The sequence below is a fragment of the Pseudomonas sp. P7759 genome (assembly GCF_013386445.1).
In the GTDB taxonomy this organism is placed as follows: domain Bacteria; phylum Pseudomonadota; class Gammaproteobacteria; order Pseudomonadales; family Pseudomonadaceae; genus Aquipseudomonas; species Aquipseudomonas azotoformans_A.
Genome location: NZ_JACART010000039.1, coordinates 56,338 through 76,050, shown reverse-complemented (window position 1 = coordinate 76,050; position 19,713 = coordinate 56,338). Strand labels below are relative to the sequence as shown.

Annotated in this window: 21 protein-coding genes; 9 read left to right on the top strand and 12 right to left on the bottom strand. The window is 61.8% G+C overall.

The features are described 5' to 3' along the window. Positions 1–34 precede the first annotated feature (34 nt). From HX823_RS24315 to HX823_RS24295, 5 genes are all read left to right on the top strand, one after another. On the top strand, positions 35–2,464 hold the full coding sequence (locus HX823_RS24315; protein ID WP_177077084.1) for a TonB-dependent receptor: 2,430 nt from the start codon (positions 35–37) through the stop codon (positions 2,462–2,464). A gap of 183 nt (positions 2,465–2,647) precedes the next feature. Further along, positions 2,648–2,890, top strand: coding sequence for an exodeoxyribonuclease VII small subunit (locus HX823_RS24310; protein WP_003176346.1), 243 nt, complete (start codon positions 2,648–2,650; stop codon positions 2,888–2,890). Continuing rightward, positions 2,887–3,774, top strand: a complete 888-nt coding sequence (ispA, locus tag HX823_RS24305; protein ID WP_177077082.1) for a (2E,6E)-farnesyl diphosphate synthase — start codon at positions 2,887–2,889, stop codon at positions 3,772–3,774. The genes HX823_RS24310 and ispA overlap by 4 nt, the downstream gene beginning before the upstream one ends. Positions 3,775–3,884: 110 nt before the next feature. After that, positions 3,885–5,783, top strand: a complete 1,899-nt coding sequence (gene dxs, locus HX823_RS24300) for a 1-deoxy-D-xylulose-5-phosphate synthase (RefSeq protein WP_177077080.1) — start codon at positions 3,885–3,887, stop codon at positions 5,781–5,783. 45 nt (positions 5,784–5,828) lie between these two features. After that, positions 5,829–7,724 carry a TonB-dependent receptor domain-containing protein gene (locus tag HX823_RS24295; protein WP_177077078.1) on the top strand — a complete coding sequence of 632 codons (1,896 nt, stop codon included), beginning with the start codon at positions 5,829–5,831 and terminating at the stop codon, positions 7,722–7,724. Here the strand turns inward: HX823_RS24295 and HX823_RS24290 are convergent. The 11 genes from HX823_RS24290 to nrdR form a co-directional block, all read right to left on the bottom strand. Beyond that, a complete protein-coding gene (locus tag HX823_RS24290) occupies positions 7,721–8,506 on the bottom strand; it encodes a cobalamin-binding protein (RefSeq protein WP_177077076.1) in 786 nt (261 codons plus the stop codon). The genes HX823_RS24295 and HX823_RS24290 overlap by 4 nt on opposite strands. Continuing rightward, the gene (locus HX823_RS24285; protein WP_033897956.1) at positions 8,503–8,922 is read right to left on the bottom strand and encodes a nuclear FMR1 interacting 1 family protein; all 420 of its coding nucleotides are present in this window, start codon (positions 8,920–8,922) and stop codon (positions 8,503–8,505) included. Before HX823_RS24285 ends, HX823_RS24290 begins: the two co-directional genes overlap by 4 nt. Further along, on the bottom strand, positions 8,919–9,536 hold the full coding sequence (gene ribA, locus HX823_RS24280; RefSeq protein ID WP_016978544.1) for a GTP cyclohydrolase II: 618 nt from the start codon (positions 9,534–9,536) through the stop codon (positions 8,919–8,921). Before ribA ends, HX823_RS24285 begins: the two co-directional genes overlap by 4 nt. A gap of 129 nt (positions 9,537–9,665) precedes the next feature. Continuing rightward, entirely contained in the window at positions 9,666–10,385 is a 720-nt protein-coding gene (locus HX823_RS24275; RefSeq protein ID WP_177077075.1) for an ABC transporter substrate-binding protein, read from the bottom strand. A 66-nt stretch (positions 10,386–10,451) separates the two neighbouring features. Further along, positions 10,452–11,417 (bottom strand): thiamine-phosphate kinase, encoded by a 966-nt coding sequence (thiL, locus tag HX823_RS24270; RefSeq protein ID WP_177077073.1) that lies wholly within the window; start codon positions 11,415–11,417, stop codon positions 10,452–10,454. Positions 11,418–11,435: 18 nt separating this feature from the next. Beyond that, entirely contained in the window at positions 11,436–11,936 is a 501-nt protein-coding gene (gene nusB / locus HX823_RS24265) for a transcription antitermination factor NusB (RefSeq protein ID WP_010206836.1), read from the bottom strand. Then, positions 11,933–12,409: a 6,7-dimethyl-8-ribityllumazine synthase gene (gene ribE, locus HX823_RS24260; protein WP_003176356.1), complete on the bottom strand. Its 477-nt coding sequence runs from the start codon at positions 12,407–12,409 to the stop codon at positions 11,933–11,935. The genes nusB and ribE overlap by 4 nt, the downstream gene beginning before the upstream one ends. Before the next feature lie 90 nt (positions 12,410–12,499). After that, positions 12,500–13,591 carry a bifunctional 3,4-dihydroxy-2-butanone-4-phosphate synthase/GTP cyclohydrolase II gene (gene ribBA, locus HX823_RS24255; protein ID WP_033897960.1) on the bottom strand — a complete coding sequence of 364 codons (1,092 nt, stop codon included), beginning with the start codon at positions 13,589–13,591 and terminating at the stop codon, positions 12,500–12,502. Positions 13,592–13,606: 15 nt separating this feature from the next. Next, a complete protein-coding gene (locus HX823_RS24250) occupies positions 13,607–14,269 on the bottom strand; it encodes a riboflavin synthase (RefSeq protein ID WP_177077140.1) in 663 nt (220 codons plus the stop codon). Between the two features lie 48 nt (positions 14,270–14,317). Further along, the gene (gene ribD / locus HX823_RS24245) at positions 14,318–15,454 is read right to left on the bottom strand and encodes a bifunctional diaminohydroxyphosphoribosylaminopyrimidine deaminase/5-amino-6-(5-phosphoribosylamino)uracil reductase RibD (protein WP_177077071.1); all 1,137 of its coding nucleotides are present in this window, start codon (positions 15,452–15,454) and stop codon (positions 14,318–14,320) included. Beyond that, positions 15,451–15,915, bottom strand: coding sequence for a transcriptional regulator NrdR (nrdR, locus tag HX823_RS24240; RefSeq protein WP_010206843.1), 465 nt, complete (start codon positions 15,913–15,915; stop codon positions 15,451–15,453). Before nrdR ends, ribD begins: the two co-directional genes overlap by 4 nt. 140 nt (positions 15,916–16,055) lie before the next feature. On the opposite strand from nrdR, the gene HX823_RS24235 reads away from it, so the two are divergent. The 4 genes from HX823_RS24235 to trxA all read left to right on the top strand — a co-directional run bounded on the left by HX823_RS24235 (position 16,056) and on the right by trxA (position 19,370). Next, positions 16,056–16,511, top strand: a complete 456-nt coding sequence (locus tag HX823_RS24235; protein ID WP_038850107.1) for a YbaY family lipoprotein — start codon at positions 16,056–16,058, stop codon at positions 16,509–16,511. Next, entirely contained in the window at positions 16,508–17,161 is a 654-nt protein-coding gene (locus tag HX823_RS24230) for a methyltransferase (protein WP_038850109.1), read from the top strand. Before HX823_RS24235 ends, HX823_RS24230 begins: the two co-directional genes overlap by 4 nt. Positions 17,162–17,422: 261 nt before the next feature. Beyond that, the gene (locus HX823_RS24225; RefSeq protein WP_256350238.1) at positions 17,423–18,382 is read left to right on the top strand and encodes an Abi family protein; all 960 of its coding nucleotides are present in this window, start codon (positions 17,423–17,425) and stop codon (positions 18,380–18,382) included. A gap of 115 nt (positions 18,383–18,497) precedes the next feature. Further along, positions 18,498–19,370, top strand: a complete 873-nt coding sequence (gene trxA, locus HX823_RS24220; RefSeq protein ID WP_033897966.1) for a thioredoxin — start codon at positions 18,498–18,500, stop codon at positions 19,368–19,370. Here the strand turns inward: trxA and HX823_RS24215 are convergent. Further along, a complete protein-coding gene (locus HX823_RS24215) occupies positions 19,367–19,708 on the bottom strand; it encodes a hypothetical protein (RefSeq protein ID WP_038850113.1) in 342 nt (113 codons plus the stop codon). The two genes, trxA and HX823_RS24215, sit on opposite strands and share 4 nt — an antisense overlap. Positions 19,709–19,713 lie beyond the last annotated feature (5 nt).

Below are 19,713 nucleotides of genomic sequence, written 5' to 3'. Positions count from 1 at the left end.
GAAGCATTATCATTTGTAGCTCGGGGGAGAATCTATGCAGTATTCACAGGTCACAGGGTTCAACTACTTACCGCTGGCGGTCGCCTTGATGGCGGCCGGCTTGCCTTTGTCCTACGCCCAAGCCGCCACGCCTGCGGCGAGCGAAGCCACGAGCCAGCGCGTGAATTTCAATATCGCCGCGCAATCGCTTACTGATGCATTGGACGAGTTCGCCCGGCAAAGTGGCTATCAGGTGATCTACGACGCGGCGCAAGCCACCGGTCTGCGCTCCACGACACTGAACGGCGAACATACGCCGCAGCAAGCCCTGGCCATTCTCACCAGCGGCACTCACGCCCGTTACAGCCAGCCCAATGCCAGCAGTTTTGTCATTGATATCCCGGCCAGCGCCGGCGATACCTTGCAATTGTCGCCTGTGAGTATTTCTGGCAAGGCGCCTGGTTCGACCACCGAAGGTACCGGCTCCTACACCACGCAATCCTCCAGTAGCTCCAACCGACTGAACATCGCACTCAAGGAAACACCCCAGTCCGTCACGGTGATTACCCAGCAGCGTATCGCTGACCAAAAGCTGTCGAACCTGACCGACGCGATGGAGGCTACGTCCGGCATCACCGTGGTCCGCGAAGGCCAGGGTGCGGATTCCGACGCTTACTACTCGCGCGGTTTCGCCATCACCAACTTTGAGGTCGATGGCGTGCCCACCTCATCGAGGATGGACAACTACACCCAGAACACCGCCATGTACGACCGGGTTGAAGTGGTGCGCGGCGCCACTGGCCTGATCAGCGGCATGGGCCAACCGTCCGCCACCATCAACCTGATCCGCAAGCGCCCCACCGCCACGCCTCAGGCCAGTATCAGCGGCGAAGCCGGCACTTGGGACCGTTACGGCACATCGGTGGACGTGTCCGGCCCGCTCAACGACGCCGGCAACATCCGTGGCCGCATGGTGCTGGACTACAAGAACCAACACTCCTGGGTCGACCGCTATAAACAGGACACCAACCTGGTGTATGGCATCAGCGAATTCGACCTCAACGAAAGCACCCTGCTGACCCTGGGTTTCAGCTACCAGACTGTGCACACCAATGCGCCGCCTCGCAGCGGTTTCCCACTGTTCGACAGTGCCGGCGGGCGTACGGATTTCAAGCGGTCCTACAACACCGCCGCCAATTGGTCCTACTACGATCACGACCAGACCAGCTATTTCGCCTCTCTGGAACATCAGTTCGATAACGGTTGGAGTGCCAAGCTCGACTTCACCCGCACCGAGAACAAATACGACTCGGCCATCGATTTTCTCTCCGGCAACCCAGACCCAGTCACTGGCCTGGGCGGCGTGGTGATCCCCAACAAATTCCAGGGCAACCCCAAGCAGAATGCAATCGACGCCTATGTCACTGGCCCGTTCGAATTTCTGGGGCGCGAACACGAACTGATTGCGGGCATGCAGTTGTCGCAGATCCGCAATACCAACGCGCCGGACTACGGCGGATGGATGCGCGCCTGGACCGGCTACAACGGCAACATCGGACCTATCTACGACTGGGACGGCGGCGCGCCCAAACCCAATTTCGAGAAGAAAGGCGAAGAGGATTTCAAAGAAAACCAGTACTCGGCCTACCTGACCTCGCGCTGGCATCTGAATGACGCCACCAGCCTGATCCTGGGCGGACGCCTGATCAATTGGAAACAGACTGATGACGTAACCTACACCGCCGCCGGCTACGACGACATCCATCTTGATCGTGAAGAAAACGGTGTGTTCATCCCTTATGGTGGCCTCGTCTACGACCTGAGCGACAGCTGGTCGGTGTACGCCAGCTACACCAAGATCTTCAGCCCGCAAAGCGACCAGACCGTCACGGGTTCCTACCTGGCGCCGCTGGAAGGCACCGGCTATGAACTGGGGGTCAAGGGCAGCTTCAACGACGACATGCTCAACGCCAGCCTGGCGTTGTTCAAACTCGAGCAGGACAACCTGTCGCAACCCGACGGCAACAACCTCACACCCACGAGTTTTCAGGCCTACAAAGCCGTGCAAGGCACCACCACCCAGGGCGTGGAACTGGAACTCAACGGCGAACTGGCCCAAGGCTGGAACGTTGCCGGCGGCTATACCTATAGCGTCAGCACCGACGCGGATGACAAGCGCATCGCCACGCAAATCCCCCGTCATAGCGTGAAGATGTTCACCACATACCGCCTGTCCGGCCCACTGGACAAACTGACCGTCGGCGGCGGCTTCAACTGGCAGAGCAAAACCGGCTTTGACCTGCGTTACTACACACAGGACAGCTACGCCGTGGCCAACCTGATGGCCCGCTATGAGATCACGCCAAACCTGTCGGCCTCGGTGAACCTCAACAACGTGTTTGACAAGGAGTATTTCACTACCACCAGCGCCGGGGTTTATGGGGCGCCGCGTAATGTGATGACGGGGTTCAAGTACGACTTCTAATAATGAACTGAAAGAGGTGTGAGCCGAATAGAGTCGCTAATCGGCTTATTTGGTGAGCCGAATAGCCCATTTATTCGGCTCACCGTCTTGCACGCACATCCCCACTCATTTGCCCGCTTATTTGCCCAGAATCCCCATGTCTGCTAGTGTCGCGCCGGTTTACCGTCTACCGGAATAGCCGCCATGGCCCGCAAAAAAGTTGCACTCGATTTCGAACAATCCCTCGCCGACCTGCAAACCCTGGTCGAGCGTCTGGAGAACGGCGAGTTGTCGCTGGAAGACTCGTTGACAGCGTTTGAGCAAGGCATTGGCCTGACCCGCGACTGCCAGAGCGCCTTGGCGCAGGCGGAGCAGAAGGTACAAGTGCTGCTGGAACGCGACGGGGAGTTGGCCGAAGAACCTTTCGATGCGGAACAGCCCGAATGATCGACGCGTATCAGGCCAGTAGCCAAGCCCGGGTCAATGCGGCCTTGGAACCCTTGTTTGTTGCGCCAAGCCCCGAACTCAAGCGTCTTTACGAAGCCATGCGCTACAGCGTGATGAACGGCGGCAAGCGCGTGCGCCCGTTGCTGGCGTATGCAGCGTGTGAAGCCTTGGGCGCAACCGCCGAACAGGCGAATGGCGCGGCCTGTGCGGTGGAGTTGATCCACGCCTATTCCCTGGTGCATGACGACTTGCCGGCGATGGACGACGACGATCTGCGTCGCGGCCAGCCCACCACCCACAAAGCCTTTGATGAAGCCTGCGCGATCCTCGCCGGTGACGGCCTGCAAAGCCTGGCGTTCAGCGCACTGCTGGACCCGACGCTGAGCAGCGTGAATGCCGAGATCCGCTTGCGCATGGTCACGGCGCTGGCCGTGGCGGCAGGCCCGGCCGGCATGGTCGGCGGCCAGGCCATCGACTTGGGTTCGGTCGGCCAGAAGCTCGATCAACAAGCCCTGGAATACATGCACCGCCACAAGACCGGCGCCTTGATTGAAGCCGCCGTGCACTTGGGCGCGCTGGCCAGTGGGCGTGCCGAAGCCGCTCAACTGGCGGCGTTGAAGGCCTACGCGCTGGCCATCGGCCTGGCGTTCCAGGTGCAGGACGACATTCTCGACGTAGAAAGTGACACGGCCACCCTGGGCAAACGCCAAGGCGCCGATATCGCACGGGATAAACCGACTTACCCTGCGTTGCTCGGGCTGGAAGCAGCCAAGGCCTATGCCTTGGAACTGCGTGACCAGGCCCTGGACGCCCTGCGACCTTTCGACGCGGCGGCCGAGCCACTGCGTGACTTGGCGCGCTATATCGTCGAACGCCGGCACTGATAACGGCGGCCATTGCGGCCGCATATCGGCCAAGTTCAGCGCTCTGCGTGGGCAGTTCGCGATGCTTGAGGTAAACTGCAGCCTCTTCTATACCTATAACGATTCGCCTGATGCCCACGACGTTTCAAGAGATTCCCCGCAAGCGCCCGTCCACGCCCCTGCTTGACCGTGCTGTCACGCCGGCCGGCCTGCGTCGACTGGGTGAAGCCGAGCTGGAAACCCTGGCCGATGAGTTGCGCCTGGAATTGCTCTACACGGTCGGCCAGACCGGTGGGCATTTTGGTGCCGGGCTGGGCGTCATCGAGCTGACCATCGCCCTGCATTACGTGTTCGACACCCCGGACGACCGGCTGGTGTGGGACGTGGGCCATCAGGCGTATCCGCACAAGATCCTCACCGGTCGCCGCGAGCAGATGGGCACCCTGCGCCAGAAGGACGGCATTGCCGCCTTCCCGCGCCGCGCCGAGAGCGAGTACGACACCTTTGGCGTCGGCCACTCCAGCACCTCCATCAGCGCCGCGCTGGGCATGGCGATTGCCGCCCGCCTGCAAGGCAGCGATCGCAAGGCGATTGCGGTGATTGGTGATGGCGCGCTGACCGCCGGCATGGCCTTCGAAGCGCTCAACCATGCGCCGGAAGTGGACGCCAACATGTTGGTGATCCTCAACGACAACGACATGTCGATCTCGCGCAATGTCGGTGGTCTGTCGAATTACCTGGCCAAGATCCTCTCCAGCCGCACCTACGCCAGCATGCGCGAAGGCAGCAAGAAGGTACTCTCGCGTCTGCCTGGCGCGTGGGAAATTGCCCGCCGTACCGAAGAATATGCCAAGGGCATGCTGGTACCCGGCACCCTCTTCGAAGAGCTGGGCTGGAACTACATCGGCCCGATCGACGGCCACGACCTGCCCACCCTGATCGCCACACTGCGCAACATGCGTGACCTCAAGGGCCCGCAGTTCCTGCATATCGTCACCAAGAAAGGCAAAGGCTTCGCCCCGGCGGAAGTCGACCCGATCGGCTACCACGCCATCACCAAGCTGGAACCGCTGGACGCGCCTGCCGCCGCGCCGAAAAAGGCCAGCGGGCCGAAGTATTCCGGCGTGTTCGGCGAATGGCTGTGCGACATGGCCGCCGCCGACCCGCGCCTGGTGGGCATTACCCCGGCGATGAAGGAAGGCTCGGACCTGGTCGCGTTCAGCGAGCGTTTCCCGCTGCGCTACTTCGATGTGGCGATTGCCGAACAGCACGCGGTGACCTTCGCGGCCGGCATGGCCTGTGAAGGCGCCAAGCCGGTAGTGGCGATCTACTCCACCTTCCTGCAGCGCGGTTACGATCAGTTGGTGCATGACGTGGCGGTGCAGAACCTCGACGTGCTGTTCGCCATCGACCGTGCTGGTTTGGTGGGCGAAGACGGCCCGACTCACGCTGGCAGCTTCGACCTGTCCTACCTGCGCTGCATCCCCGGCATGCTGGTGATGACGCCGAGCGACGAGAACGAACTGCGCAAGATGCTCAGCACCGGCCACCTGTACAACGGCCCGGCCGCCGTGCGTTACCCGCGCGGTAATGGCCCGAATGCAGTGATCGAGAAGGACCTTGAGCCTATCGAGATCGGCAAGGGCATCGTGCGTCGCCAAGGCAGCAAGACTGCGTTCCTGGTGTTCGGCGTGCAGCTGGCCGAAGCGCTGAAGGTGGCCGAGAAGATCGACGCCACCGTGGTCGACATGCGCTTCGTCAAACCCCTGGATGAAGCGTTGGTGCGTGAGATTGCCGGCAGCCATGAGCTGCTGGTGACCGTCGAAGAAAACGCCATCATGGGCGGTGCCGGCGCGGCCGTCAGCGAGTTCCTGGCGCGGGAGAACATCCTCAAGTCGGTGCTGCACCTGGGCTTGCCGGATGTGTACGTCGAACACGCCAAGCCGGCGCAGATGCTGGCCGAATGCGGGCTGGATGAAGCCGGTATCGAGGCATCGGTTCGCGAGCGCATGTCGTTGCTCGGCCTGTAACCCACGAAAGGTGGGAGCCTGCTCCCACCTTTGCTATGGATAGCCATGAAAAGCCTGCGCTTCGCCCTGCCCCTGCTGCTTTTGCCCACCACTGATTTGCTCGCCGAGACGTTCGAGCGCGACGACGCCCTGAAACTCCCCAACGTAGTCATCAGCGCCAACCGCCAGGTCCAGGCCCGCAACGACAGCAGCGCCGCCAACACCGTCTTCACCCGCGACGATATCGACCGCCTGCAACCTACCAGCGTGACGGACCTGCTTAGCCGCGTGCCTGGCGTACAAGTCGCGCCGACCGGTGGCCGTGGCAGCCTGCCGGGGATTTATATCCGTGGCACCAAATCCGCACAAAGCCTGGTGTTGGTGGACGGCCAGCGCATCGCCAACACCACCTCAGGCGATAGCGGCCTGCAATACCTGAACGTCGACCAGATTGAGCGGGTGGAAGTGCTGCGCGGTTCACGTTCGGTGATCTATGGCAGCGATGCGATAGGCGGGGTGATACAGGTATTTACCCGGCGTAATGCCGAGCAGGGCCTACAGCCGCGCCTGAAAGTGGGCTTTGGCAGCCACCAAACGTGGGAGCGCAGCCTCGGCCTGTCCGGTGGCGATGAGCACACGCGCTTCAACCTCGGCGCGAGCCTGGATGAGACCGCCGGCATCGATTCGACACACACGTCATTCCCCAGCGATGGCGACCATGATGCCTACCGCAACCAGTCCGTCAGCCTGAACCTCAGCCACGCCTTCAGCGATGAGTTGGAAGCGGGTTTCAATCTGTTGGATAACCGCGGCAAGTCGGAGTACGACAACAGCTTCGGCCGCTACGACGACGTCACCGGGCAAACGCTGGGGCAAAAGCCCTACACCGACTACACCGTGAGCAGCGCCAGCGGCTACGTGGATGCCCAACTCAACGAGCGCTGGCAGTCGCGCCTGGAACTGGGCCACAGCGAGAACCGCGATACCAAGCGCGACACCCTCAGTGACGATTTCAGCGTGTTCAACACCTACCGCGACTCGGTCAACTGGCAGAACGACCTGACACTCAATGACCAGAACAGCCTGATACTCGGCGGCGACTGGTATGAAGACCGCCTCCATGGCTCTACCACCTTTACCGAGAGCAGTCGCTGGAACCGCGCCGCCTTTGTGCAGCATCGCTTCCATAGTGAATGGTTTTCCACCGAGCTGGGCCTGCGGCGTGACCAGAACCAACAGTTCGGTGGGCAGAACAGCTGGAGCGGCACTCTGACCCTGCCGGTCAACCCGGACAATGAACTGCTGCTGAGCTACAGCGAGGGCTTCCGCGCCCCGACCTTCAATGATCTGTATTACCCGGACGAATACGGCTTCAAGAACAGTAACCCTGACCTGAAGCCCGAAACCTCGAAAAGCTACGAGATGCAATGGCGCAGCCAACTCAGCGACACCCGCCGCCTGGAAGCTTCGCTGTACCGCACCGATATCCAGGATGCGGTCGTGTTCGGCAGCGACGGCCCGCAAAACGTCAGTTCGGCGCGCATCAACGGTTTCGAGGCCGCACTCAAGCAGGAGCTGTTCGGCTGGCAAAGCAGCCTGGGACTGGCGATGATTGATCCACGAGACCGCGATTCCGGGCGTACGTTGGCACGGCGCGCCAGGCGCACGGTGAGCCTGGACCTGGATCGCCAGTTCGACCAATTCGGCGTCGGCGCCAGCTGGCAGGCGGTCAGCAGCAGCTACGACGACCCGAAGAACCAGCAACCGTTGGGAGGCTATGGGTTGCTCGGGTTGCGCGCCAGTTGGGCGGTGAACCGTGAAATCACGCTGAACATGAAGGTCGATAACCTGCTGGACAAAGCCTACAGCCGCGCGCTGTATCAGTATCAAGGCCAGCAATATGGCTACCGGGAAGCTGGCCGGGCGCTGATGGTGGGTATGATCTGGACGCCGGACCTCTAACGGGGCGCAATCACCTGACACAACCGCCCCACCGCCTCCAGCATCTGCCCGCTGGGCCGCTCCAGGCCTTTATCCGGCACCACACGCACCCGTTCGGCCATCGCTGGCCAGACCTTCCACGCATCCTTCTGAGCCTGGTCCCCCACCAGAATCATCTCGGGATCACGCTGCAACACCGACTCGATGCTCACCTGCGGCGCGGGCAACTTGAGGTCATCGAACACATTGCGCGCGCCGCACACACTCAACGCATCGCTGATGATCTGCCCGCCGCCCACGGTATACAGCGGCTGGTTCCACACTTGGTAGAACACGCGCAATGGCTGCGCACGCTGATAGCGCTGACGCAGCTCGGCCAGGCGTTGGCGCAGCTGCGCGGCCAATTGCCGGCCGGCTTCAGCACGGCCCAATTGCTCGGCGATGGCCTGGACCTGGGTGGTGAGTTGTTCAAGGCTATGGGGTTCAGCGACGTAGACCGGGATGTTCAGCCGTTGCAACTGCTCACGCTGGGCTGGGCCGACGCTGCCGGGCCACAGCAGGATCAAGTCGGGCTTGAGGCTGAGCAGGCGTTCCATATCCAATTGGCCGTAATGCCCCACCGAGGCCACGTGCGCCAGGGCAGCCGGGCGCTCGCCACCATCGAGCACACCCACCAGCACGTCAGCGGCGCCCAGCTCAGCAACGATTTCAGACAGGGACGGCGCCAGGCTGACCACCCGCTCGGCCGCCAATGCCTGGGCACTCAACGCCAGCAGCAGGACCGCCAGCCAAGCACGCTTCATCCCAGTTGACGGGGAATGCGGTAGAGGTAGAACAACACCAGCGTCGACAGTGCCAGCAGAAACAGCGGCACCGCTTCCAGGCCGACGAACACCGCCAGCGCGCCGATCCAGGCCGGAACCGCCGCCACCAGCAACGCCGTACGCCGACGGGCCGCCAGGGTGATCCAGGCAGCCGGTTCTTCCGGGGTATCAAGGGCTTTGGAGGTGGCGATCAACGCGTGTTTATAGCCGTTGAAGTAACGCAGGCTGAGAAACATCGAGGCCACGCCGGCAATGAAGAACGGCATGGCCAGCACTGGCAGCAAGGATTCGGCTTGGCCGAACACCAGGTTGATCACAAACAGGGGCAGTAGCGCCAGGGCCAGGTACTGCCACCAGTTGAAGGACAGTCGCCGTTTCACCTGGCCACGGGTCACGCGCGGTCGACCTCGCCCTGATGCTCGTTGCCCATCATGTGGTCGAGCTTGCTGGCCTTGGTGGCCAGGTAGAGTTTGTTGTGCGGGTTGTGCCCGGTGTGCAGCGGCACGCGCTCGGCCACGGTGATGCCCATCTCGGTCAAGGCTTTGACCTTGCGCGGGTTGTTGGTCATCAAGCGCAAGGATTTGACGCCCAAGTGCTCCAGCATCGGCAGGCAGATCGCGTAGTCACGCTGGTCGGCGGCGAAACCCAGGCGCTCGTTGGCCTCGACGGTATCGGCGCCGCCGTCTTGCAGCTCGTAGGCGCGGATCTTGTTCATCAGGCCAATGCCACGGCCTTCCTGACGCAGGTACAGCAATACGCCACGGCCTTCGCGGGCGATGGCCCGCATGGCAGCTTCCAGTTGCGAACCGCAGTCGCAACGCTGACTGAACAGCGCATCGCCGGTCAGGCATTCGGAATGCACACGCCCCAGCACTGGCGCGCCATCCGCGATATCGCCCAGGCTCAGCACAACGTGCTCGCGCCCGGTGGCTTCTTCGAGGAAGCCGTTCATGGTGAACGTGGCAAAAGGGGTAGGCAGCTTGGAAGCGGCGACGAAAACGACGGGCACCGTGTGCTCCTGATTTCAGTTTTTACGATGGCGGCCATTGTAACAGCAGGTTCCTACAGACGCTTAAGCTGAATTATCGCTGATAAAGATCAATAGGTTCGATTGGCCTTCGCCTTGGTTCTATGCAGGTCAGAACGGATACGGCTGTTTCCAGTGCTCGAAAATCGCCTTTAACTCGCCGCTTTTCACCAGAGCCGCCATGCGCTGGTCGAACACGGCCATCAAGGCGCGACCTCGCTCGTTATCGGCAAACCCGATATAAAGCGGCAGTTCGGCAATGTGGGTCAGTGTGAAATTGGACGGGTCATCCGCCTGATTCAGCACGTACTTGGCCTCGGTCAGCGCATCGATGTAGAAGTCGGCCCGCGCGTGTTGCAGCATCGGCAAAATACCGTCGCGCCGCTCGATCTGGTTGAAGCGGTGCACATTGGGCAAGTACTCCTCGTACTTGTAGCCGCGCACCCAGGCCAGGCGGTAATTGCCCAGCGTGGCTGCCGTCGGCGCTGGCGTGCTGGCCAGGCCGAGGGCGTAGATATGATCGGAATCGAAGTTCCAGTGGGGGTACAACACACCCGTGGCTTCATCGCGATAGGAGCCGACCCAGCCATCCACTTCGCCGCGCTGGGCCAGGCCGACCGAGCGGGTGTAGGGTACGGAGCGGGTCTGCAGCGTGATTCCAGCGGGTTCGAACACCTGGCGCAGCACGTCCCAGGCCAGGCCGCTGCCGTCTTTGTTGGTGTAGTCGTTCCACTCTTCACTGGCGAGCATGACCTTGCCGGGCACGTCCTGCGCCTGGACCAACGACGTAAAGGCACACAGCACTATCAGCAGCCAGCGGCGCACATCCATGGTGGCGACCTCCTACAGGGCCTTGCATCCGTGATTACGCTATAGAGGGTAGCGCAGCTCGCCGATTCAGGGCGCCCCGCGAAAATGTTGATAGCCACGAATGACCGGCGTGATGTCCTGCCCGTTGGCGTCGAGCAGCGTCACGCCCTGCCCCGCCTCAACCCGGCCGATCACATGGACTGGCCAGCCGTCGGCCAGCAACGGCGCCAGCTCGGCGGGTGGCAGGGTGAACGCCAGCACATAATCGTCGCCCCCGCTCAGGGCCGCCACGCGCGCGGCGTCATCGCCGACAAACGCCAACAGCGCCTGGGACAAAGGCAACCGCTGACGCTCGATCAACAGGCTGACAGCCGAGGCCGTGGCGATATGCCCGCAATCGGCCAGGAGCCCATCGGAAATATCCATGGCAGACGAGGCCTTGCCGCGCAACGCCAGCCCCAGGGCCAACTGCGGTTGCGGCGACCAGTAATGGGCCAGCAGCGGGTCGGCGATGGCTGCGTCGGCACTGCGCTGGCCCAATACCAACGGCAGCGCGCCAGCCGCATTGCCCAATTCGCCGCCGACACACAGCAAGTCACCCGGCTGCGCCCCGCTGCGGGTCAAGGCTTGCCCGGCGGGTACGCGACCAAATACGGTGAGGGTCAGGCTTAACGGCCCACGGGTGGTATCGCCGCCCACCAGGCCCACGCCACAGCTCTGCGCCATCAGGTTCAACCCCTGGGCATAGCGTTGCAGCCAATCGGCGTCGACCGTCGGTGTGGTGAGAGCAAGGGTAAAGGCGAGGGGGTTGGTGCCCATGGCGGCCAAGTCGCTCACCGCCACGGCCAACGAGCGCTGGCCCAGCAGGAACGGGTCGCAGGGGTCGGCAAAATGCACCCCGGCCACCAGTGTATCGGTGGAGATCGCCAGCTGCTCCCCGGCAGGGAGCGCCAGCAAGGCGCAGTCGTCGCCGATCCCAAGTGCAATGCCTTCGCCGCCTTGCGCACAGGGCGCGGCGGCGAAGTAATTGCGGATCAGCTCAAACTCGCCCATTCAGGACTCAAGCGCCAATTAGCGCTTGTACGCCTTCACTTCGGCTTCACGCAGGCGCGGCGCCAGCTTGTCGAGCACGCCGTTGACGAACTTGTGGCCGTCGGTCGAACCGTAGACTTTCGCCAGTTCGATACCTTCGTTGATCACCACGCGGTACGGCACGTCGACGCGATACAGCAGTTCCCAGGCAGACAGACGCATCACGCACAGTTCAACCGGGTCCAACTCTTCGATGGTCAGGTCCAGGCAAGGTGCCAGGGCCGTGTCGATCTCGGTCAGGTGCGCATGCACACCGTGCAGGATGTCGTGGAAGTACGGCAGGTCGGCAAAGGTGAAATCGTTGTCGACGCGAAACTGTGCTTCGATCTCGTTCAACGAAGCGCCCGCCAGGTGACGCTGGTACAGCGCCTGGGTCGCCAATTGACGAGCAGCACGACGCTTCTCGTTCTTGGACGGCTTGCCAGCATCGGCTGGACGTGGCTCACGCGGGTTGAAGTTGTCGCTCTCGTCGGAAATCACTTGGCCTCCAACTGCGACAGCAGGCTGACCATTTCCAGGGCGGACAGGGCAGCTTCAGCGCCTTTGTTACCGGCCTTGGTGCCGGAACGCTCGATGGCTTGCTCGATGGAATCCACGGTCAGCACGCCGAAAGCGACTGGCACGCCGAACTCCATGGACACCTGGGCCAGGCCCTTGGTGCATTCGCCAGCCACGTATTCGAAGTGCGGAGTACCGCCACGAATGACCGCGCCCAGGGCGATGATCGCCGCGTATTCACCCTGTTGAGCAACTTTTTGCGCAACCAGTGGAATTTCGAAGGCGCCAGGCGCGCGGATGATCGTGATGTCGCTCTCGCTCACACCGTGGCGAACCAGGGCGTCAACGGCACCGCTTACCAGGCTTTCAACCACGAAGCTGTTGAAGCGGCCAACCACCAGGGCGTAGCGGCCTTTGGGGGCGATGAAGGTACCTTCGATGGTCTTCAGGGTCATTCGACAAATCTCTTAAAGAGCCGGGACGCGTGTATGACGCGTCCCTTAGTGATATTTGAACCGCGAACAAGGGGCGAAAATCGCCAGCCTTTATTCGGAGGGCACGTATTCTACTACTTCCAGGTCGAAACCGGATATCGCATTAAATTTCATTGGCGCACTCATCAAGCGCATTTTGCGCACGCCCAGGTCACGCAGAATCTGCGAACCGGCACCGACGATGCTGTAGGTGGTCGGTTTTTTCACCGGTGCGTGGTCAGCTGTTTCGCGGATATGCGCCAGCAACACATCACCATCCAGCGGGTGACCGAGCAACAGCACCACACCACTGCCAGCCTCGGAAACCGCAGCCATGGCGGCGCGCAGGCTCCAGCGGCCCGGCTGCTTGACCATCAACAGGTCGCGCAATGGGTCCATGTTGTGCACGCGCACCAGGGTCGGTTCTTCGGCGCAAATGGTGCCCAGGGTCAGGGCCATGTGCACGTCGCCTTCCACTGAATCACGGTAGGTCACCAAATTGAATTGGCCCAGTTCGCTGTCCAGTGGCTGCTCGGCAATCCGCTGAACGGTACGTTCGTGGATCATGCGGTAGTGAATCAGGTCGGCAATGGTGCCGATCTTGAGGTTGTGTTCAGCGGCAAAGGCTTCGAGTTCGGTGCGACGGGCCATGGTGCCGTCGTCGTTCATCACTTCGCAGATCACCCCGCTCGGCTCAAAACCGGCCATGCGCGCCAGGTCGCAGGCGGCTTCGGTGTGGCCGGCACGGGCCAGGGTGCCGCCCGGTTGGGCCATCAACGGGAAGATGTGGCCAGGGCTGACGATGTCTTCGGCCTTGGCGTCTTTGGCGGCGGCGGCCTGCACGGTGCGTGCGCGGTCCGCGGCAGAGATGCCGGTGGTGACGCCGGTGGTGGCTTCAATCGAGACGGTGAACTTGGTGCCAAAACCCGAGCCATTGCGCGGTGCCATCAACGGCAGCTTGAGCAGTTCACAGCGTTCACGGCTCATGGGCATGCAGATCAGCCCGCGGGCATGCTTGGCCATGAAGTTGATGTGCTCAGGCAGGCAGGCCTCGGCGGCCATGATGATGTCGCCTTCGTTTTCGCGGTCTTCGTCATCCATCAGGATGACCATCTTGCCTTGGCGGATGTCTTCAACCAGTTCTTCGATGCTATTGAGCGCCACGCGGCACCCCCTTGGTCAGGATTTCAGGTAGCCGTTAGCGGCCAGAAAACTTTCAGTGATGTTCCCGGCGGCTGGCTCTGCGGCCTTATCGCCCAACAACAGGCGCTCCAGGTAACGGGCAAGCAAGTCCACTTCCAGGTTCACCCGGCGACCTGGCTGGTAAGACGCCATGATGGTTTCGCTGAGGGTGTGGGGAATGATGGTCAGTTCAAATTCGGCGCCGTTCACGGCGTTCACGGTCAGGCTGGTGCCGTCGACGGTGATCGAGCCTTTGTGGGCGATGTACTTAGCCAGTTCCTTCGGCGCACGGATGCGGAATTCGACTGCACGCGCGTTTTCGCTGCGCGAAACCACTTCGCCGACGCCGTCCACATGACCGCTGACCAGATGGCCGCCCAGGCGAGTGGTCGGCGTCAGGGCTTTTTCCAGGTTCACCGGGCTGCCGGCCTTGAGGTCGTTCATCGCGGTACAGTCCAGGGTTTCCCGGCTGACATCGGCGGCAAAACCGTTGCCTGGCAACTCGATGACGGTGAGGCACACACCATTGATGGCAATGCTGTCGCCCAGTTTTACGTCGCCCAGGTCGAGCTTGCCGGTTTCAACCGACAAGCGAACATCGCCGCCTTTTGGGGTCATTGCACGAATGCTGCCGATGGATTCGATGATGCCGGTGAACATGGCCTTCTCCTGGAAAACGGTACGGGACACTTGAGCGTCCGGTCAGAATTATACGCTCGCTGCTGGCACAGGGATGGCAGTGACTCGCCAGTCGTCGCCTACAGCGCGCATTTCAGTGATCTTGAGTTGGGGGGCATCGGCCAGTTTCTCAAGCGGCCAGTCCAACAAAGGCCGGGCGGCGGAGCCGAGGAATTTGCCGGCGATGAAAATCACGTATTCATCCACCAGGCCTTGCTGGGCAAATGCACCGGCCAGGCTTGGGCCGGCTTCCACCAGCACTTCGTTGACGCCACGGGCCGCCAGCGCGACCAGCGCCGAGCGCAGGTCAACCTGGCCGTCGACGCCCGGCACCACCAGGCACTCGGGGCCACGGGGGAACTGGTTTTCCGGGGTCACGCAGGTGATGACCAACGCCGGGCCGGCCTTGAAGAATGGCGCATTGAGCGGCACGCGCAGGCGGCCGTCGATCAGCACACGCAACGGCGGGCGCGACATGGCCAGGGCGGTAGTGGTTTCATCCAGGCCGAGTTCGGCGGCGCGCACGGTCAGGCGAGCACCGTCGGCCAGCACCGTGTCGGCGCCAGTCAGCACTACGCTGGCCTCGGCACGCAGGCGTTGCACGGCGGCGCGAGCGGCTGGGCCGGTGATCCACTGGCTTTCACCACTGGCCATCGCGGTGCGGCCGTCCAGGCTCATCGCCAGCTTGACCCGCACGAAGGGCAGGCCGTGCTCCATGCGTTTGAGGAACCCCGGATTCAACGCGCGAGCTTGCGCTTCCAACACACCGCTACGGACTTCGATACCGGCTTGAGCCAGGCGCTGCATGCCGCGCCCCGCCACTTCCGGGTTCGGGTCCTGCATGCCGGCCACGACACGGGCCACACCCGCCGTAACCAACGCATCGGCACAAGGCGGCGTACGCCCATGGTGGCTGCACGGTTCGAGGGTCACGTACACCGTGGCGCCACGGGCTTTGGCTCCGGCGGCGCGCAGGGCGTTGGGTTCAGCGTGGGGTTCGCCGGTACGCTCATGCCAGCCTTCGCCGACAATCTGCCCGTCCCGCACAATCACGCAACCCACGCGCGGGTTGGGATGGGTGGTGTACAGGCCCTTGCGTGCCAGTTCCAGGGCACGGGCCATGTAATGGGCATCGAGCACAGCTTGTTCGGCAGACGGTGGGTTCATTCTTTGGCAGGCTCACGGGCCAGGCGGTCGATCTCTTCGCGGAACTCATTGAGGTCCTGGAAGCGTCGATACACCGAGGCGAAACGGATGTAGGCAACTTCGTCGAGCTTTTGCAGCTCGCCCATCACCAGTTCTCCCACCACCAGGCTCTTGACCTCGCGCTCGCCGGTTGCACGCAGCTTGTGCTTGATATGCACCAGCGCCGCCTCCAGCCGCTCGACACTCACCGGGCGTTTTTCCAGGGCGCGCTGCATACCGGCGCGCAGTTTTTCTTCGTCGAAAGGCTGGCGGCTGCCGTCGGATTTGATCAGACGTGGCAATACCAGTTCGGCGGTTTCGAAGGTGGTGAAACGTTCACCGCAGGCCAGGCATTCGCGCCGGCGACGCACTTGATCGCCCTCGGCGACCAGACGCGAGTCAATGACCTTGGTGTCGTTGGCACCGCAGAAGGGACAGTGCATGGTAGGCAGGCAACAAATAAAGGGAGGGCCATGGTAGCGCATCCCCGTGGCAAGACAAGCCATAGCCTTTACGGTATATAGGCTGACTATTATGTTTCATATTTTTCAAGCCACGGATTTTGTCCTTTCTGGAGCCGTACATGCAGTTACGACCACTTGTTTTGCTCACCCTGTTCAGTTTCCTGGTCGCCTGCAGCAGCGAAACCCCCAAGCCGGCCGCACCTCAGCCCACACCGGCCCAAGAGAAAAAAGTCCCCGGCCTTGAAGACATGGGCCCCCTGCCCGCCTACCAGCGGGAAATCAGCGGCAGCCTGACCAACATTCCAGCCGGTGCCGAAGTCGAGATGGCGTTGCTGGTGATCGATGACCGTTCGCGCCCGCAACAACTGCTCGCCAGCAGCGTGTTGAGCGGCAACGGTAAGCCCCTGGCCTTCCGCCTGCGCTTCAACCCCGAGGCGTTCCCGGCCGGTGCGCGGGTTGAACTGCGTGGCCGCGCCAGCCAGTCCGGCCAACTGATCCTGCACCTGCCCGCCGTGCGCATCACCCAGGCGATCACCCAGACCACCGGCCCCCTGCAACTCGTCAAGGCACCATGACGCCACCGCTGGACCTGCAAGCCGCACTGAGCGACTTGATCGGCGACGCGCACCTGGTGCCCTGCCCGCTGCCGGGCACCGCGTTATCGTTGTGGCTGCTGGATGCAGACAACATGGACCGCGCCTTCAGCCCCGAAGAAACCCGGCGCATCCTGCATGAACCGCCCTACTGGAGCTTTTGCTGGGCCAGTGGCCTGGCGCTGGCGCGCTACCTGGCGGCGAACCCGCAGTGGGTCGCGGGCAAGCGCGTGCTGGATTTTGGCGCGGGCTCCGGCGTGGCCGGGATTGCGGCGGTCAAAGCCGGCGCGCTGGAAGTGGTGGCCTGCGACCTCGACCCATTGGCGCTGGCATCCTGCCGGGCGAATGCCGAACTCAACGGCGTAGAGCTGGGTTATTCGCAAGACTTCTTCGCCGAGGCCGACCGCTTCGACCTGATTCTGGTGGCGGATGTGCTCTACGACCGGGCGAACCTGCCGCTGCTGGATCAGTTCCTCACGCGAGGCCGCGAAGCGTTGGTAGCGGATTCACGCGTACGGGATTTTCAGCACCCGGATTATCGGCGGCTGGAGATTCTTGATGCGCTGACGTTGCCGGATCTGGCGGAGCCTTGGGAGTTTCGCAAGGTGAGTCTGTACCACTCGAAAAGGTAAGCCGTGCGTTACAAATTTCCAGCAATACGTTGGTCAGGACAAAAAAACGAAGGCTGTGGAAAATGCCCCCTTTCGCACGCGGCATGGACCATTGACCAGCATGCATTCGCAAACAATTTCGCTTATCGAAGGCCGCGTAAAGGCCTTGCAAAAACGAGGGCAGCTGCCTAACCTCAGCGGCAATACACCCGCCATGCCTCTGGTTGCGTCAGTAGCCAAGCACAAATTGTGCGGGTTTTTTATGCCCGGTGCTTTTTCGGCATGAGGTCATTCAGCAAGCCTGCCATCGACGTTCCTGCTCAGCTGGAACTGCTCAAGCGCCGCGGCTTGCTTATTCAAAATGAGGTTCGGGCCGGGTCTTTTTTACAATCCGTCAGCTTCTTTCGATTAACCCCCTACATGCGCCCCTTTCAACAGCCAGAAGATATCGACCATCGCTTTCGTGACGGTTGCCAGTTTCGTCAACTGACCCGCCTATACGATTTTGACCGACGGCTCCGTTTACTGACGATGGATGCCATCGAAAGCGTCGAAATTGCATCACGCTCAGTTATCAGTAACCACATGGGAACTACACATGGCAGTCACTGGTATACCCGTCCACAGATGTTCAACCCTGCATTTGATCATCAACGCCTGCTGACCACTCTGTCGATCAAACAATCCAACGCAACCCGTGACTATTTGCGCGAATGCGAGCGCATCGACAGACTGCACACAGATGAGCAAAGTAAAGCCAAGCTTAAACGCCACAGAGCGAAAGAAAGCTATGCCCGTCATTACTCGACAACCTACGCTCAACCTCCTTTGATGCCTGGCTGGGCCATGCTGGAAGAATTGACGCTGGGTGACTTGTCACATTTGTACAAAGGTCTGGCCAAGGACCTGGATAAAAAGGCCATTGCCAAGCGCCTGGGACTTGCAGCGCCCCTGTTGCAGTCATGGCTGCACACTCTGACCACCATTCGAAACATGTGCGCTCATCATTCGCGAATGTGGAACCGGGAGTTGGGCATTCGTCCCGAATTGCCGAGGAAAGCCAACTTCCCATGGCCGGAACACCTTTTTCAGCCAGGGCCACACACGCGTATTTTCGCAGCGCTCTGCATTCTTATATCACTTGATGCATCGAGTGAGCCCCCACACCCGTTGGGACCAACGCCTGTATCAACTCATCCGCGAGTTCCCCGAAGTCAGCCTGAAAGCAATGGGGTTCCCTGACGACTGGTACCAAGACCCTTTTTGGCACGCACCTCGAACCTGAACGCCATGCTGCTTCCGATAGCCAGCGCCAGACCTTATAGTTGCGCCATTCCCGCTTTATTCGAGACGCCCCATGAGTGAGCCCACGCCGTACATCTTCGATGTCACCACCGCCAATTTTGACCAGGCAGTGATCCAGAATTCCTTCGAAAAACCCGTGCTGGTGGATTTCTGGGCCGAGTGGTGCGCGCCGTGCAAGGCGTTGATGCCGATGCTCGCGAAAGTTGCCGAGAGTTATCAGGGTGAGTTGCTGCTGGCCAAGGTCGATTGCGAGGCCGAGCAGGATATTGTTGCGCGCTTTGGCATTCAAAGCCTGCCGACGGTGGTGTTGTTCAAGGACGGCCAGCCGGTGGACGGGTTTGCCGGAGCGCAGCCGGAGTCGGCGGTGCGCGCGATGCTGGAGCCCCATGTACAGATGCCGCCGCCAGCTGCGGCGGATCCGCTGGAGCAGGCCCAGGCGTTGTTTGCCGAGGGTCGCATCAGCGATGCCGAGGCCGTGCTGGTGGCGTTGCTGGGCGAGGACAACACCAACGCTGCGGCGTTAATCCTGTACGCGCGCTGCCTGGCTGAGCGTGGTGAACTGGGCGAAGCCCAGACCGTGCTGGACGCGGTGAAAAGCGACGACCACAAAGCCGCCCTCGCCGGCGCCAAGGCGCAAATCACCTTCCTGCGCCAGGCTGCCGACCTGCCAGACGCCGCCGACCTGAAAAGCCGCCTGGCGCAAAACCCGCAGGACGACGAAGCGGCCTATCAGCTGGCGATCCAGCAACTGGCGCGCCAGCAGTACGACGCGGCGCTGGAAGGTTTGCTCAAGCTGTTCATCCGCAACCGCAGCTACAGCGAAGGCCTGCCACACAAGACCTTGCTGCAGGTGTTCGAACTGCTGGGCAATGATCACCCGCTGGTGACCGTGTACCGCCGCAAGTTGTTTGCCGCGCTGTACTAATCGCCGACCCAGCTGTACAGCGGCGTATCGGCGCCGCTGGCCACTTTAACGTTCGAACTGTGGCGCAGGCGCACCAGCAGACGCTTGCCGGAGGCGGCATCACCGGCCAAACCTTCCAACTGATCGAGCAGCTCCAGGCCGCTGAGCTGCCCGGCTTTGCGCAACAGGTCCTGGGCGTTCTGCCACAGGTCGTCATTCTGCTTCACCGGTGTCGCTGTTGCTGCGGCGGGTACAGGCGCCGCCTGCAACTGTGCGCCCAGCCGTGCCCAATCGCCGTCGTCCAGTTCCAGGGTCAAGTCCACCGGCAAGTCGCCGACGGTTCCACGAATTCGCAACATCGTCC

Coding starts and splice junctions, on each gene's coding strand:
- dxs (WP_177077080.1), top strand. CDS start 3,885: ATGCCCACGACGTTTCAAGAGATTCCCCGCAAGCGCCCGTCCACGCCC.
- HX823_RS24310 (WP_003176346.1), top strand. CDS start 2,648: ATGGCCCGCAAAAAAGTTGCACTCGATTTCGAACAATCCCTCGCCGAC.
- HX823_RS24215 (WP_038850113.1), bottom strand. CDS start 19,708: ATGTTGCGAATTCGTGGAACCGTCGGCGACTTGCCGGTGGACTTGACC.
- nrdR (WP_010206843.1), bottom strand. CDS start 15,915: ATGCACTGTCCCTTCTGCGGTGCCAACGACACCAAGGTCATTGACTCG.
- trxA (WP_033897966.1), top strand. CDS start 18,498: ATGAGTGAGCCCACGCCGTACATCTTCGATGTCACCACCGCCAATTTT.
- ribE (WP_003176356.1), bottom strand. CDS start 12,409: ATGACCCTGAAGACCATCGAAGGTACCTTCATCGCCCCCAAAGGCCGC.
- ribD (WP_177077071.1), bottom strand. CDS start 15,454: ATGAACCCACCGTCTGCCGAACAAGCTGTGCTCGATGCCCATTACATG.
- ispA (WP_177077082.1), top strand. CDS start 2,887: ATGATCGACGCGTATCAGGCCAGTAGCCAAGCCCGGGTCAATGCGGCC.
- HX823_RS24290 (WP_177077076.1), bottom strand. CDS start 8,506: ATGAAGCGTGCTTGGCTGGCGGTCCTGCTGCTGGCGTTGAGTGCCCAG.
- HX823_RS24235 (WP_038850107.1), top strand. CDS start 16,056: ATGCAGTTACGACCACTTGTTTTGCTCACCCTGTTCAGTTTCCTGGTC.
- thiL (WP_177077073.1), bottom strand. CDS start 11,417: ATGGGCGAGTTTGAGCTGATCCGCAATTACTTCGCCGCCGCGCCCTGT.
- HX823_RS24225 (WP_256350238.1), top strand. CDS start 17,423: ATGAGGTCATTCAGCAAGCCTGCCATCGACGTTCCTGCTCAGCTGGAA.
- HX823_RS24315 (WP_177077084.1), top strand. CDS start 35: ATGCAGTATTCACAGGTCACAGGGTTCAACTACTTACCGCTGGCGGTC.
- HX823_RS24295 (WP_177077078.1), top strand. CDS start 5,829: ATGAAAAGCCTGCGCTTCGCCCTGCCCCTGCTGCTTTTGCCCACCACT.
- HX823_RS24250 (WP_177077140.1), bottom strand. CDS start 14,269: ATGTTCACCGGCATCATCGAATCCATCGGCAGCATTCGTGCAATGACC.
- HX823_RS24230 (WP_038850109.1), top strand. CDS start 16,508: ATGACGCCACCGCTGGACCTGCAAGCCGCACTGAGCGACTTGATCGGC.
- HX823_RS24275 (WP_177077075.1), bottom strand. CDS start 10,385: ATGGATGTGCGCCGCTGGCTGCTGATAGTGCTGTGTGCCTTTACGTCG.